Origin of the sequence: Streptomyces sp. NPDC004667, assembly GCF_040609475.1 — a bacterium.
Taxonomy (GTDB): Bacteria; Actinomycetota; Actinomycetes; order Streptomycetales; family Streptomycetaceae; genus Streptomyces.
The window spans coordinates 22,105-36,341 of record NZ_JBEXKC010000019.1 but is presented as its reverse complement, the minus strand read 5'-3'; the positions used below and the strand labels follow the sequence as shown (position 1 = coordinate 36,341).

Annotated in this window: 14 protein-coding genes; 10 read left to right on the top strand and 4 right to left on the bottom strand. The window is 72.6% G+C overall.

Going from position 1 to position 14,237, the window contains the following annotated elements; all coding sequences use genetic code 11:
• Nucleotides 1–10 precede the first annotated feature (10 nt).
• Nucleotides 11–265 (top strand): type II toxin-antitoxin system Phd/YefM family antitoxin, encoded by a 255-nt coding sequence (locus tag ABZW32_RS13605; RefSeq protein WP_356215047.1) that lies wholly within the window; start codon nt 11–13, stop codon nt 263–265.
• Nucleotides 266–693: 428 nt separating this feature from the next.
• Here the strand turns inward: ABZW32_RS13605 and ABZW32_RS13600 are convergent, their stop codons facing one another.
• Nucleotides 694–1,509, bottom strand: coding sequence for a DMT family transporter (locus ABZW32_RS13600; RefSeq protein WP_356215165.1), 816 nt, complete (start codon nt 1,507–1,509; stop codon nt 694–696).
• A 196-nt stretch (nt 1,510–1,705) separates the two neighbouring features.
• Between ABZW32_RS13600 and ABZW32_RS13595 the strand changes: the two genes are divergently transcribed.
• Nucleotides 1,706–1,978, top strand: a complete 273-nt coding sequence (locus ABZW32_RS13595) for a hypothetical protein (protein WP_356215163.1) — start codon at nt 1,706–1,708, stop codon at nt 1,976–1,978.
• Nucleotides 1,979–1,985: 7 nt separating this feature from the next.
• The gene (locus tag ABZW32_RS13590; RefSeq protein ID WP_356215046.1) at nt 1,986–3,185 is read left to right on the top strand and encodes a glutathionylspermidine synthase family protein; all 1,200 of its coding nucleotides are present in this window, start codon (nt 1,986–1,988) and stop codon (nt 3,183–3,185) included.
• A gap of 25 nt (nt 3,186–3,210) precedes the next feature.
• On the opposite strand, the gene rocD is transcribed toward ABZW32_RS13590, so the two are convergent.
• Entirely contained in the window at nt 3,211–4,413 is a 1,203-nt protein-coding gene (gene rocD, locus ABZW32_RS13585; RefSeq protein ID WP_356215044.1) for an ornithine--oxo-acid transaminase, read from the bottom strand.
• A gap of 234 nt (nt 4,414–4,647) precedes the next feature.
• Here rocD and glyA point away from each other — a divergent pair, with 234 nt between their 5' ends.
• The 4 genes from glyA to ABZW32_RS13565 all read left to right on the top strand — a co-directional run bounded on the left by glyA (nt 4,648) and on the right by ABZW32_RS13565 (nt 8,946).
• Nucleotides 4,648–5,916, top strand: coding sequence for a serine hydroxymethyltransferase (gene glyA / locus ABZW32_RS13580; RefSeq protein WP_356215042.1), 1,269 nt, complete (start codon nt 4,648–4,650; stop codon nt 5,914–5,916).
• 236 nt (nt 5,917–6,152) lie between these two features.
• Nucleotides 6,153–7,166 (top strand): tryptophan--tRNA ligase, encoded by a 1,014-nt coding sequence (gene trpS / locus ABZW32_RS13575; RefSeq protein WP_356215040.1) that lies wholly within the window; start codon nt 6,153–6,155, stop codon nt 7,164–7,166.
• Between the two features lie 83 nt (nt 7,167–7,249).
• Nucleotides 7,250–7,834: a 2'-5' RNA ligase family protein gene (locus tag ABZW32_RS13570; RefSeq protein WP_356215038.1), complete on the top strand. Its 585-nt coding sequence runs from the start codon at nt 7,250–7,252 to the stop codon at nt 7,832–7,834.
• A gap of 176 nt (nt 7,835–8,010) precedes the next feature.
• Nucleotides 8,011–8,946: a YihY/virulence factor BrkB family protein gene (locus ABZW32_RS13565; protein ID WP_356215036.1), complete on the top strand. Its 936-nt coding sequence runs from the start codon at nt 8,011–8,013 to the stop codon at nt 8,944–8,946.
• Here the strand turns inward: ABZW32_RS13565 and ABZW32_RS13560 are convergent.
• Nucleotides 8,943–10,187: a D-alanyl-D-alanine carboxypeptidase gene (locus tag ABZW32_RS13560; RefSeq protein WP_356215034.1), complete on the bottom strand. Its 1,245-nt coding sequence runs from the start codon at nt 10,185–10,187 to the stop codon at nt 8,943–8,945. The genes ABZW32_RS13565 and ABZW32_RS13560 overlap by 4 nt on opposite strands.
• A gap of 121 nt (nt 10,188–10,308) precedes the next feature.
• Here ABZW32_RS13560 and ABZW32_RS13555 point away from each other — a divergent pair, with 121 nt between their 5' ends.
• The 3 genes from ABZW32_RS13555 to ABZW32_RS13545 all read left to right on the top strand — a co-directional run bounded on the left by ABZW32_RS13555 (nt 10,309) and on the right by ABZW32_RS13545 (nt 13,656).
• Nucleotides 10,309–10,554: an SCO4848 family membrane protein gene (locus tag ABZW32_RS13555; protein ID WP_030230975.1), complete on the top strand. Its 246-nt coding sequence runs from the start codon at nt 10,309–10,311 to the stop codon at nt 10,552–10,554.
• Complete coding sequence (locus tag ABZW32_RS13550; protein WP_356215032.1) at nt 10,551–12,002, top strand: metallophosphoesterase; 1,452 nt, start codon at nt 10,551–10,553, stop codon at nt 12,000–12,002. The genes ABZW32_RS13555 and ABZW32_RS13550 overlap by 4 nt, the downstream gene beginning before the upstream one ends.
• A 97-nt stretch (nt 12,003–12,099) precedes the next feature.
• The gene (locus ABZW32_RS13545; protein ID WP_356215030.1) at nt 12,100–13,656 is read left to right on the top strand and encodes an ABC transporter substrate-binding protein; all 1,557 of its coding nucleotides are present in this window, start codon (nt 12,100–12,102) and stop codon (nt 13,654–13,656) included.
• Here ABZW32_RS13545 and ABZW32_RS13540 read toward each other — a convergent pair.
• Nucleotides 13,643–14,176, bottom strand: coding sequence for a MarR family transcriptional regulator (locus ABZW32_RS13540; RefSeq protein WP_356215028.1), 534 nt, complete (start codon nt 14,174–14,176; stop codon nt 13,643–13,645). The genes ABZW32_RS13545 and ABZW32_RS13540 overlap by 14 nt on opposite strands.
• Nucleotides 14,177–14,237: the final 61 nt, after the last annotated feature.

Sequence of the window (14,237 nt, the reverse complement as noted above, 5' to 3'; positions counted from 1 at the left end):
AGTTCTGTACATGAGTGACACTCTGCCGATCGCCGAAGCGCGAGCGAAGTTCGGCTCGCTGGTCCGCCGCGCGTCCCACGCCCGGGAGCGGATCACCATCACCGACCACGGCCGGCCCGCCGCCGTGCTCATCAACCCCCAGGAGCTCGCCGACCTCGAGGACGCGCTCGCCCCGGCCCTCTACCGGGAGCGGCAGTCCACCGGCGCCGCCGCGGCCGTCCCGCACGATGACGCCCGCGCCCGGCTCGGCCTGGAGCGCGGGTGACCTTCACGATCGCCTGGGGGCCTCCGGCTCACGCCCCTTGCCCCGGGTGAGGAGAACGCTGCGCCAGCGACGGGGCATCGTTGGTGTCATGGCGGGTCTCCTGGCGTCGGCCGTCACGGGCGCCGGGCGAGAAAGTCGTCGATGCGGGAGGTCTCGGCAACCCAGGTGGCGGCGGCCGGCGCCATGAACCTGCCGCCGGGCGGCTTCGCGCCCGGATCCGCCTCGGCGGCGCTGCCCCGGCCTCCGGCGCCGCCGATCGGAGACCGCGCGCCCGGCCCGGCGAGGGCGCGGCCCTGCCGCCGGGCGGCGTCGCTCCCGGCCTCCGGCGGGGGCGCGGGCGCGGCATCGGCGGGACAGCTTCGGCCCCGGCCCCGGCCCCGGCCCCGGCCCCGGCCCCCGGCCCCGGCCCTCGGTCCGGGCCGGGCCGGCTAGGCCTCCGGTTCGCCGAAGCGGGACAGGGCGAGGGCTCCCGCCACCGCCACCGCGAAGCCGAGGACCGCGAGCCAGGTGTAGCCCTCGCGGGTGGTGTCGCCGAGCCAGGCCACGCCGACCACCGCCGGGCCGATCGTCTCGCCCAGGACCAGGCCGGCGGTCGCCGCCGTCACCGAGCCGCGCTGCAGGGCGGAGGTGAGGAGCAGGAAGCCCGCCGCGCCGCCCAGCAGCAGGGCGTACAGGGCCGGGTTGCGCAGCTCCTGCCACGAGAGGGTGTCGACGAGCCGGACGGACACCTCCACCACCCCGAAGCCCGTCCCCGCCGCCAGGCCCAGCACCAGCGCCCGCGGGCCGTCCGGCAGACGGCCCGCCGCCGCGCCCACCAGCAGCACCAGCCCCGCCACCCCCAACAGCCCCAGCTTCAGCGCGAACGACCCGGTCTCGGAGCCCTCCTCGCCGGACGCCAGCCCCAGCATCAGCAGCCCCGCGCACACCACCCCCACCGCACTCCACTCCAGCCCCGACAGCCGCACCCGCAGCAGCCGCGCCGAGACCACCGCCGTGACGGCCAGACTGGAGGCGAGCGCCGCGCCCACCGCGTAGATCGGGATGTGCCGCAGCGCGATGATCTGGAGCACGAAGCCGACCGCGTCCAGGCCGAGCCCGGCCACGTACCGCCACTGCCGCACGGCCCGCAGGAACAGCGCGGTGTCCACCCCCGAGCCCGTTCCCGGCTCCGCGGCCCGCGCCGCGACGGCCTGGAGCACCGACGCCGTACCGAAGCAGACGGCCGCGCCCAGCGCGCAAAGCATCCCAATCAGCACGAACCGACTCTAGGCCCTGACCTGGGCGTCCACCCGTGACAAGGGCGTGACGACGGCCGGATTCCATCCCCCCGCGCCCCGATCTAGTCTGTCGGCCATGGACAGCAGCCCGACCCGCAGTACCGGCAGTACCGGCAGTACCGAAAGCACCGGCACCACAGGCCGCACCGTCGCGCGACGCCGCATGCGCTCCGGCGCGGTCGCCCTCGGCGGCATGGGCCTGCTCGCCGCCACCCTGGTGGCGTGCGGCAGCAGCGACGAGCCGGACAAGCGCTGTGCCTCCCGTTCCTCCCTGGACCACCTGAACATGAAGGAGTGCGGCAGCGGCGGCCGCGGCGCCTACTACTACGGCGGCTCCGTCACCAAGGGCAAGGTCTCCGGCGGCAGCTTCGACAAGCCGTCCGTCGCCCGCGGCGGCATCGGCGGCGGCAGCCACACCGGCTCCTCCGGCGGCTGAGCGCACCATGCGGCGGCACACCATCGAACCCCGCCCCGACTGGCAGAAGACCGTCGAGGAGCAGGGCCTGATCTACCCCCTCACCCGCTACCCCGACGACTCCCTGCGCCCCTACTGGGACGAGAGCGCGTACTACTCCTTCTCCCTCCCGGAGGTCGAGGCGCTGGAGGAGGTCGTCGAGGAACTGCACGCCATGTGCCTGGCCGCGGCGGCGCACATCGTCGAGCACGACCGCTTCGCGGACCTCGGCATCACCGATCCGAAGCTGGCCGGCCTGATCGCCGAGTCCTGGCACCGCCGCGCCGAACAGCCGTCCCTCTACGGCCGGTTCGACCTGCGCTACGACGGCGACGGGCCGGCCAAGCTGCTGGAGTACAACGCCGACACCCCCACCTCCCTGGTGGAGGCGGCGAGCCCGCAGTGGTTCTGGATGGAGGAGCGCTTCCCCGGCGCCGACCAGTGGAACTCCCTCCACGAGCGGCTCGTCGAGGCCTGGCGCCGCCAGGCGGAGCTGCTGCCGCCCGGTCCGCTGCACTTCGCGCACTCCGAGACCGACGAGCTCGGCGAGGACCTGATGACGGTGGCCTACCTCCAGGAGACCGCCGAACAGGCCGGCCTGGAGACCCACGCCCTGTCGGTCGAACAGATCGGCTGGGACAGCCTCTCGGGCCGGTTCGTCGACGAGAAGCTCCGCTTCATCCGCGGCTGCTTCAAGCTCTACCCGTGGGAGTGGCTGGCCGAGGACACCTTCGGCCCGCAGGTCCTGGACACCTACGACCACGGGGGCGGCTCCGGCACCACCGCCTGGATCGAGCCCCTGTGGAAGATGCTGCTGGCGAACAAGGCGCTGCTGGCGGTCCTGTGGGAGCTCTTCCCGGAGCACCCCAACCTGCTGCCCGCCTACCTCGACGGCCCGCGCGAACTCGCCGGGGCCGACGCGGCCGGCTACGCGGCCAAGCCCCTGCTGGGCCGCGAGGGCGCCGGGGTCACCCTCCACGGACCGGGCGGGGAGGGCGGGCCGTTCGTCCCGGCCGAGGGGGAGACGTACGTCTTCCAGGCGCTGGCGCCGCTGCCCGACTTCGACGGCAACCGGGTCGTCCTCGGCGCGTGGGTGGTCGAGGAGGAGGCGGCGGGCCTGGGGATCAGGGAATCGGCGGGGCCGGTCACGGACGAGTACGCCCGCTTCCTGCCCCACGTCATCCTCTGACGGCGGACGGGTACGCGGACGGGGACTAGGCCAGGACCGAGCGCAGCCGGTCCAGGCCCCAGTCCAGGTCCTCCTTGCTGATCACCAGCGGCGGTGCGATGCGGATCGTCGACCCGTGGGTGTCCTTGACCAGCACCCCGAGCTCCATCAGCTTCTCGGAGATCTGCCGGCCCGTGCCGCGGGAGGGGTCGATGTCGACCCCCGCCCACAGTCCGCGGCCACGGACGGCGGTCACCGCACCCCCGCCGACCAGCAGGTTCAGCTCGTGGTGCAGGTGGTCGCCGAGTTCGGCGGCGCGCTGCTGGTACTCGCCGGAGCGCAGCATCGCGATCACCTCCAGGGCCACGGCGCAGGCCAGCGGGTTGCCGCCGAAGGTGGACCCGTGCTCGCCCGGCCGGAACACCCCGAGCACGTCCCGGTCGGCGACCACGGCGGAGACGGGGACCACCCCGCCGCCCAGCGCCTTGCCGAGGACGTACACGTCGGGGACGACGCCCTCGTGCTCGCAGGCGAAGGTCTTCCCGGTCCGGCCCAGGCCCGACTGGATCTCGTCGGCCATGAAGAGCACGTTCCGCTCGCGCGTCAGCTCCCGTACGCCGGCCAGGTACCCGGCGGGCGGCACGAGCACCCCGGCCTCGCCCTGGATCGGTTCCAGCAGCACCGCCACGGTGTTCGCGGTGACGGCGTGGGAGAGCGCGGTGAGGTCCCCGTACGGGACGATCTCGAAGCCGGGCGTGTAGGGACCGAAGTGGTCGCGCGCCTCGTGGTCCGTGGAGAAGGACACGATGGTGGTGGTGCGGCCGTGGAAGTTGTCGGCGGCCACCACGATCTTGGCCTGCCCGTCGGGGACGCCCTTGACCTCGTACCCCCACTTGCGGGCCGTCTTCACCGCCGTCTCCACGGCCTCCGCGCCCGTGTTCATGGGCAGCACCATCTCCTTGCCGCACAACTCGGCGAGCTGCGTGCAGAAGTCCGCGAAGCGGTCGTGGAAGAAGGCGCGGGAGGTGAGGGTGACCCGCTCCAGCTGGTCGCGGGCGGCGTCGATCAGACGGCGGTTGCCGTGGCCGAAGTTGAGCGCCGAGTACCCGGCGAGCATGTCGAGGTACCGGCGGCCCTCCACGTCCGTCATCCACGCGCCCTCCGCCGAGGCGACGACGACGGGCAGGGGGTGGTAGTTGTGCGCGCTGTGTTCGTCGGCGGAGCGGATGGCATCAGCAGTTCTCGACACGGGGTCTCCGATCGTCCGTCTGGCCGGTGACGTGGGTGGCGTCCTTTCTATCGTCGCTCGGATCGCGGACGGAGAAACCTTCTTTCCGGCGCGCCCGCTAAGGTGTCCGGTACGCACGGCGACTGGCGCACGGAGAACCGACTCCGGGGGAGTCGTGCGCGCACGACCGCACACAGGGCCGCTCGCCTGGGCCTCGCGGGGACGAGAGACGACATCGACCCCGGAGGAGCCGCCATGAGCGCGAACCACCGTCACCCCGCACTGCTCGCGACCGACCCCGAGCTGGCGGCCTTCGTCGCCGCCGAGGAGGGCCTCCAGGCGGAGACCCTGCGCCTGATCCCCAGTGAGAACTACGTCTCCGCCGCCGTGCTGGAGGCCTCCGGCACGGTGCTCCAGAACAAGTACAGCGAGGGTTACCCGGGCCGCCGCTACTACGAGGGCCAGCAGAACATCGACCGGGTCGAGGCCCTCGCCGTCGAGCGGGCCAAGGGCCTGTTCGGGGTGGACCACGCGAACGTCCAGCCGTACTCCGGTTCCCCCGCGAACCTCGCCGTCTACCTGGCCTTCGCCAAGCCCGGCGACACGGTGATGGGCATGGCCCTGCCGATGGGCGGGCACCTCACGCACGGCTGGGGGGTCTCCGCGACGGGCTCCTGGTTCCGCGGGGTCCAGTACGGCGTGCGCCCGCAGGACGGCCGGATCGACTACGACGCGGTGCGCGAACTGGCCCTCGCCGAACGACCGAAGATCATCTTCTGTGGCGGCACGGCCCTGCCGCGGACCATCGACTTCGCGGCCTTCGCCTCGATCGCCGAGGAGGCGGGCTCGGTCCTCGTCGCGGACGTGGCCCACATCGCGGGCCTGATCGCGGGCGGCGCCCACCCGTCCCCGGTCGGGCACGTGGACGTGGTCTCCACGACCACCCACAAGACCCTGCGCGGGCCGCGCGGCGCGATGCTGATGTGCAAGGAGGAGCACGCGAAGGCCATCGACAAGGCGGTCTTCCCGGGTCTGCAGGGCGGTCCCCACAACCAGACGACCGCGGGCATCGCGGTCGCCCTGCACGAGGCGGCGCAGCCGGCGTTCACGGCGTACGCCCACGCGGTCGTGGCCAACGCGAAGGCGCTGGCCGCCGCGCTGCTGGAGCGGGGCTTCGACCTCGTCTCGGGCGGCACCGACAACCACCTGATCCTGATGGACCTCACCTCGCGCGGGGTGGCGGGCAAGGTCGCGGCGAAGGCCCTGGACCGGGCTGGCATCGTCGTGAACTACAACACCGTGCCGTTCGACCCGCGCAAGCCGTTCGACCCGTCGGGCATCCGGATCGGCACCCCGTCGCTGACGTCCCGGGGCCTGACCGCGGAGCACATGCCCGTCGTCGCCGACTGGATCTCGCGGTCGGTGGACGCGGCGGCCAAGGGCGACGAGCCGGCCCTCGCCGCGATCCGCTCCGAGGTCGGCGACCTGATGGCCGCATTCCCGGCGCCCGGACTCCCGCTGTAGCCGCCGTGCCGCCGCCGGGACCCGCACCCGGCCCGGCGGCGGCATCCGGCCACCCCCGCGAATCGGTCGCTCGGCCGGGGCGGGATCCGGCCGCCCCGCTACCGCCCGGTACGTGGGCAGGGGCCGGGCGGGACCGGGGGAGCGGGTCCGGACCCGGTCGCGCCGCGCCACGACGGCGGCAGGGTTCCGGCCAGCGCGGGGCCGGAGTGCGCCCCCGCACCTGAGAGAATGAGGCCATGGCTTCTGATCGTCCTCGCGCGCTCTCCGGCATCCAGCCCACCTCCGGTTCGTTCCACCTCGGGAACTACCTCGGAGCCATCCGCCAGTACGTCGCCCTGCAGGAGACGCACGACGCCTTCTACATGGTGGTCGACCTGCACGCGATCACCATGCCGCAGGATCCCAAGGACCTGCGGGCGAACACCCGCCTCTCCGCGGCACAGCTCCTCGCGGCCGGCCTGGACCCGGACCGCTGCACGCTCTTCATCCAGAGCCACGTGCCGGAGCACGCCCAGCTCGGCTGGGTCATGAACTGCATCACCGGCTTCGGCGAGGCCAGCCGGATGACCCAGTTCAAGGACAAGTCCGCCAAGTCGGGTGCCAACAACGCCACCGTCGGCCTGTTCACGTACCCGATCCTCCAGGTCGCCGACATCCTCCTCTACCAGGCCGACTCCGTCCCGGTCGGTGAGGACCAGCGCCAGCACATCGAGCTGACCCGCGACCTCGCCGAGCGCTTCAACCAGCGCTTCGGCGACACCTTCACCCTCCCCGCGGCGCACATCGTCAAGGAGGTCGCGAAGATCTACGACCTCCAGGACCCGGCGATCAAGATGTCGAAGTCGGCGTCCTCGCCCAAGGGCCTGATCAACCTCCTCGACGAGCCGAAGGTCACCGAGAAGAAGATCAAGAGCGCGGTCACCGACACCGAGGCCGTGATCCGTTTCGACACGGAGAACAAGCCCGGCGTCAGCAACCTGCTCACGATCTACTCCACCCTCACGGGCGAGAGCATCCCCGCCCTGGAAGCCGCGTACGAGGGCAAGGGTTACGGAGCGCTCAAGACGGACCTCGCGGGCGTGATGGTCGATTTCGTCACACCGTTCAAGCAGCGGACCCAGGAGTACCTGGACGACCCGGAGACCCTGGACTCCTTGCTGGCCAAGGGCGCGGAGAAGGCCAGGGCGGTCGCCGCCGAGACCCTGGCGCAGACCTACGACCGCCTCGGTTTCCTGCCCGCGAAGCACTGACGGACCGGCGCCCCTGGCGGTCGGGGGGGTGCTGGCGCCACACTGAGGCGGCAGCATCCCGCACACAGACGGAGGAGACACACGTGGGGACCGTAACGCTCGGCGTTTCGATCGCGGTCCCGGAGCCGTACGGCAGCCAGCTCCAGGAGCTGCGCGCCGGCTTCGGGGACGCCGCCGCGCACGGCATCCCCACGCACGTCACCCTCGTACCGCCCACCGAGGTGGAGGCGGACCGGCTGCCCGCGATCCGCGCCCACCTGGCCGAGGTCGCCGGGGCCTTCCGGTCCTTCCCGATGCGGCTGGAAGGGACGGGAACCTTCCGTCCCCTCTCGCCGGTCGTCTACGTCCGGCTCGTCGAGGGCGCCCCGGACTGCACCCGCCTCCAGGGCCGGGTCCGCGACCCCCGGGGGCCGGTCGACCGGGAGCTGGCGTTCCCGTACCACCCGCACGTCACGGTCGCCCACGGGATCTCCGAGGAGGCGATGGACCGGGCGTACGCCGAGCTCGCGGACTACGCCGCCGGCTGGCCGTGCGAGGGCTTCGCGCTGTACGAGCAGGGCTCCGACGGGGTCTGGCGCAAGCTGCGCGAGTACCCGTTCGGCACCGGCCCGGTTCCCGTCCCGCCGCAGTCGGCGCCCGCCGCCGGCGCGGCCGCGCGCCACTCCTGACGCAGGGGCCGCAGTGGCCGCAGGGCCAGCAGGGCGCGGAAACGGAGCCTGCGCAGGACCAGGGCGTGGATCGGGCGGGCCGGCGGGCGCGCTTCGCGAAAAGTCACAATCGACGACCGTAGTCCCAGAAACCGGCAATCCTGGCTATTTCCGGTAGCTCATTTACGGTGACCCCCATGGACTGGCTGAAGAAACTCCCGGTGATCGGGCCACTGGTGGCCGCCACGATGAGGACCCACGCCTGGCACTCCTACGAGCGCCTCGAACGCGTCCACTGGGCGCGGCTCGCCGCCGCGATCACCTTCATCAGCTTCCTCGCGCTCTTCCCGCTGTTCACCGTGGGCATCGCCGTCGGCGCCGCGCTGCTGAGCCCCGAGCAGCTCGCCAAGCTCCAGAAGAACCTCGCCGAGCAGGTCCCCGGCATCTCCGACCAGCTCGACCTCGACGGGCTCGCCGCCAACGCGGGCACCATCGGCCTCGTCGCCGGCGCCCTGCTCCTGCTCACCGGCATCGGCTGGGTCGGCTCCATGCGGGACTGCCTGCGCGCCGTCTGGGACAAGGACGACGAGGACCAGGGCAACCCCATCGTGCGCAAGGGCAAGGACGCCCTCGTCCTGTTCGGCCTCGGCGGCGTGGGCCTCGCCTCGGCCGCCGCGTCGATCCTCGGCGCCAGCGCGGTCGGCAAGTTCGGCGAGACCCTCGGAGTCCCGCGCGAGGGCGCGGGCGGCGCCCTGTTGCGCGCAGGCGCCTTCCTCGTCGGTGTGGTGGCCGCCTTCCTGGTGCTCCTCTACCTGCTCACCCTGCTGCCCGGCGTCGAACCCACGCGCGGCCGCCTGATCCAGGCCGCCCTGATCGGCGCCGCGGGCTTCGAGCTGCTGAAACTGCTGCTCAGCGGCTATATGCGGGGGGTCGCCGGCAAGAGCATGTACGGGGCCTTCGGCGTGCCGATCGCCCTGCTGCTGTGGATCAACTTCTCGGCGAAGCTGCTCCTCTTCTGCTCCGCCTGGACGGCCGCCCGCGATGACGGCGACGACGGCGAGGGCGGCCACGACGGCGAGGGCAGCCGGGGCGGCCCGGTCGGCGAGGGAGATCCGCGGCCCGCGCGGAGCTAGCTCCGCTGGCCCCGGCGCCCGCCGCGCGGCCAGCGCCGGTTGACCACGAACGCCCCGCCCGCCAGGACCGCCAGCACCCCGCCGGCGATGCCGACCGCCGTACCGACGCCGCTGCTGCCGGAGTCGTCCCCGCTCGCCGACGCACTGTTCTCGTGGGACTTGGCGGGCGAGCCGAGGGATGTGGTGTCCGCGCTCTTCGGCGGCACCAGTTCGCCCACCGGCTTCACCTTCCCGGCCGCCGCGAAGCCCCAGTCGAAGAGCTCGGCCGTCTCCTCGTACACCGAGTTGACCCCGCCCGTGTCCGGGTTCATCACCGTGACCAGCAGCTTCTTGTCACCGCGCTGCGCCGCGCCGGTGAAGGTGGAGCCGGCCATCGTGGTGTTGCCGTTCTTCACGCCCGCGATGCCCTTGTACGGGGTGATGCCGCCGGCGCCCGTCATCAGCCGGTTGGTGTTCTGGATCTCGAAGGAGTCGCGCGCCCGGCCCGCCTCCTGCTTGCCCGGGAACCGTGCGCTCACCGTCCCGCAGTACTCGCGGAAGTCCTGCTTCTGCAGTCCGGAGCGGGCGATGAGGGTGAGGTCGTAGGCGCTCGACACCTGCTCCGGGGCGTCGTAGCCGTCCGGCGAGATCACGTGGGTGTCCAGTGCCTGGAGCTCCTCGGCGTGCGCCTGCATGTCCTTGACGGTCTTGTCGATCCCGCCGTTCATGGCCGAGAGCACGTGCACGGCGTCGTTGCCCGACCGCAGGAACACGCCCAGCCACAGGTCGTGGACGGTGTACTCCTCGTCCTCCTTGACCCCCACCAGGCTGCTGCCCGAGCCGACGCCCGACATCTCCTGCTCGGAGACCCGGTGCACCTGGTCCTTGGGCAGGCTCGGCAGCACCGTGTCCGCGAACAGCATCTTCATGGTGGAGGCCGGGGGCAGCCGCCAGTGGGCGTTGTGCGCGGCGAGGACCTCACCCGTCTCGGCGTCGGCCACGATCCAGGACCGGCCGGTGAGGTTCGCCGGCAGGGCCGGCGCCCCGGGCAGCAGGTTCACCTGGGTGCCCGGCTGGCCGAGCCGCGCCCCGCCGACCGTGGACATCGACGCGGGCGGCGCGGGGGCCGCCGGGGCCTTGGCGGGCCGACCCTTCGCGCCCGCCGCCGGCGGCGCCGGCGCGGCGTGCGCGGGCGACACGATCATCGCGGGGACCAGCAGCGCGGCGGAAAGGACCGTCAACGCGGTCTTTTTGGCAGACACGCAGGTGAACGTACATCCCGATGGGCTGTCCGCCCTCCCGGACCGGCCATCCGTGGACAACCACCGCCGGTACGGCCCACCCCGGCGCGTCCGTCCTGGGGACGAATCCGATACTGGGGACATGAAACTCAGCCGCGCCGCCTCCTGGTTCCTGCTCGCCTTCGGAGTGTGGAGCTGGTTCATCTGGGTGTCCTTCGTCCGGAACTTGTGGAAGAACGGCAGCGGCCTGTCCTTCGACACGGCCGGCGACCCTACGGCGTACTTCTGGGTCCACCTTCTCCTCGCGGTGACGTCCTTTCTCCTGGGGACGGCCGTTGGTGTGATCGGGTTGCGTGGCGTCCGAGCCCTGCGGCGGGAATCACGATGACCGTCGTCGTGGTGGTCGTGGCGGTCGCCGCCGTACTGGCCCTGCTGGCGCTGGTGCACCGGTGGCTGTGGGTGCGGTTGGTCCGTGACACGACCCGGGCGGGCGGCGCGGCCCGCCGCACGGGCACCGTGCTCGCCTTCGCGCTGCCGCTGCTGGCACTGGCCGCCCTGACCGCCGGACGGGCCGGAGCGCCCTTCTGGCTCCAGCAGGTGGTGGCGTGGCCGGGGTACATGTGGCTGGCGGTGCTGCTGTACCTGACCCTGGCGATGCTCGTGGCCGAACCGGCCCGCCGCCTGTGGCTGCGCCGCCCGGCCCGTACGGAGGCCGCTCCCGCGACCCCCGGCCCCGGCGCACCGCATACCCCGGGAGGCCCCGCGACGGCGTCCGACAATTGTCCGGATCTCGCGGGCGCGACGGCCGCGGGGGTGCAGGAGCCGCAGCCCGCAGGTGCGGGGGGTGCCGGGACCGTGCAGGGCGCGACGGCTGTCGGGGCGCAGGCTCCGCGGCCCGCGGGCGCGCACGGCGCCGGGACCGCGCAGCCCGTGGGCGCGGGTGGCGTCGGGGCCCCGGAGGACCTGGTGACCCCCGAGGTCGCGCAGTCCGCGAGTGCCGGAGGCGTTTGCGTCAGCCGGCGGGTGTTCGTCGCGCGCGTGACCGGGGGAGTGGCGGCCGCCGCCGCGCTCGCGACCGTCGGGACGGGCACCTACGGGGTGCTCCGCGGCCCGCGCGTCAAGCGCGTGCAGGTCCCGCTCGCCCGGCTGCCCCGCGCGGCGCACGGGTTCCGGATCGCCGTCGTCAGCGACGTCCACCTCGGACCGGTCCTCGGCCGGGCGCACACCCAGCGCATCGTCGACACCGTCAACCGCACCCAGCCCGACCTGATCGCCGTCGTCGGCGACCTCGTCGACGGCAACGTCCACGACCTCGGCCCCGCCGCCGAACCGCTGCGCCTGCTCCGCTCGCGCCTCGGCTCGTACTTCGTCACCGGCAACCACGAGTACTTCTCCGGCGCCCAGCAGTGGGTCGACCACGTCCGCGAGCTCGGCCTGGTCCCCCTGGAGAACGCCCGCCGCGAGCTGCCCCACTTCGACCTCGCCGGGGTCAACGACGTGCAGGGGGAGAGCGAGGGCCACGGCCCCGACTTCCGCGCGGCCCTCGGGGACCGCGACCGCTCCCGGACCGCGGTCCTCCTGGCCCACCAGCCGGTGGTCATCCACGACGCCGTCCGGCACGGCGTGGACCTCCAGCTCTCGGGGCACACCCACGGCGGCCAGCTGTGGCCCGGCAACTACCTGGCGGAGCTGGCCAATCCGACCGTCGCGGGCCTGGAGCGCTACGGCGACACCCAGCTCTACGTGTCCCGCGGAGCCGGCGCCTGGGGCCCGCCCGTCCGGGTCGGAGCGCCGTCCGACATCACGGTGGTGGAACTCGCCTCATACCAGGCCTGACCCGTTCCGACCGGGCATCGTGGACCTTCCCGTGGCCGGTTTTCCGTGATGGGATGTCCGATAGTCGGATACCGAGTTCGGATGGCGGGGTTCAGGGATGCGGTCTGTCCGCGCGAAGATCATTGCGGTCGGGCTGGTCCTCGGAATCGCGGGCGCCGGCGCCTGGCAGCTGCTTCCCGAGGGCGACGACGGCCGGGGCGCGATCCGGGTCGGGACCACCGACGTGGTCTCCGCCCTCGACCCCGCCGGGGCCTACGACGCCGGTTCCTGGGCCCTGTTCAGCAACGTCTACCAGTCGCTCCTGACCATCGGGCCCGGCTCCGACACCCCCGTCCCGGACGCCGCGTCCACCTGCCGGTTCATCGGTCAGAAGCTGATGACGTACCAGTGCGAGCTGCGCCCCGACCTGACCTTCCCGAGCGGCCGCGCGGTCACCGCGGCCGACGTGAAGTTCTCGTTCGACCGCATCAAGCAGATCAACTCGGACCAGGGGCCGGCCCCGCTCTTCAACACCCTGCAGTCGGTCGAGGCCGAAGGCCGCACGGTCACCTTCAACCTCTCCGCCCGCGACGCCACCTTCCCCTTCAAGATCGCGACGGGCGCCGCCTCGATCGTCGACAAGGACACGTACCCGGCCAAGGAGCTCCGCGTCGACGGCAAGGCCGACGGCTGCGGCCCGTACTCCCTGGTCGCGTACAAGCCGGGCGCGAGCGTCGAGCTCAGGCCCAACCCGGCTTACCGGGGCCAGGGCAAGCCGGCCCGGGCGAGCGTCGCCGTCCGCTACTACAAGGACTCGGCGCAGCTCGACGCGGCCTGGCGGGACCACCAGGTCGAGGTGGCGCACCGGGACATGCCGCCCGCCGTCCTCGCCGGTCTCAATCCCGGGATGAAGGACACCCGTTACCAGGCGTCCGGCGGTACCGAGACCCGGAGCATCGTCTTCAACGTGCGCCCCGGCTCGGCGGCCGAGAAGCCCGCCGTCCGTCAGGCGGTGGCCGCGGTGCTGGACCGCTCGAAGGTCGCCGGGGACGTCTACAAGGGCACGGTCACCCCGCTGTACTCGCTGGTCCCGGCGGGCATCGCGGCGCACAGCACGCCCTTCTTCGACACCTATCCCTCGCCCAACGGCCTGGCCGCCCGCAAGCTCCTCAAGGACGCCCTGATCACCGCCCCCGTCCCGCTGACCCTCGGCGTCAACGCGCGCGGCGTGAACCTCGCCGAGGCGCAGGAGATCAAGCGGCAGCTGGAGTCGACGAACCTGTTCCAGGTGAAGATCAAGCCGGTCGAGGTCTGGGCGGACTTCCAGAAGGCCTACGCGGCCGGGCAGTTCGACGCCTACACGATCGGCTGGATCGCGGACTTCCCGGACGCGGACAACTTCCTCGCGCCCCTGGTCGGCGCGGGCTCCAGCATGAACAACGGCTTCTCCGACAAGGCCGTGGACGAACTGATCACCCGCACCCAGTCCTTCTCGGACCGCGGCGGGGCCGCCGGCGACTTCCGGGAGCTCCAGCGGCTGGTCTCCCAGCGGGTCCCGATGCTGCCGATCTGGCAGAAGAAGGACTACGTCATGTCCCGCGAGGCCGTCACCGGCGCGCAGTACCTCTCCGACGGCACGGGCGTGTGGCGCCTGTGGGAGCTCAACTGGCTGTAGCCACCGGGTCGGCGGCGGTGTCCCCGTGCGCCAGCAGCAGGGTGCGCAGGGCCTCGGCGACCGTCCGTGAGGTGTCCCGGTCCAGGGGGGCCAGCAGCTGCGCGTAGTGCCGCAGGTGCTCCTCCATCACGCTCTCGCAGAGCGCGCGGCCCGGCTCGGTCAGCCGGATCCGCACCGAGCGGCGGTCGGCGTCGTCGCGGACCCGTTCGACCAGGCCCTTGGCCTCCAGCCGGTCGATCCGGTTGGTGATCGCGCCCGAGGTCACCATCGCGGCCGGCACCAGCGCGCCGGCGGTCAGCGCGTACGGGGGGCCCGAGCGGCGCAGGCTGGCGAGCACGTCGAACTCGCCCACCTCCAGGCCGTGTCCGGCCATGAAGGCCTTGAGCTGCTTGTCGATGATCCGCGTCATCCGCTGGACGCGGGCGAGCACCTCGATCGGCCAGAGCTCCTCCGCGAGGTCGGGACGCTCCGTCTGCCACTGGCCGATGAACGTGGCCACCGTGTCCTTCTCCGTCTCCATGCCCACAGAATACCTCAACGTTAAGACACTTGACGTTGAAGCAGTGGCTCTGTTTTTATTT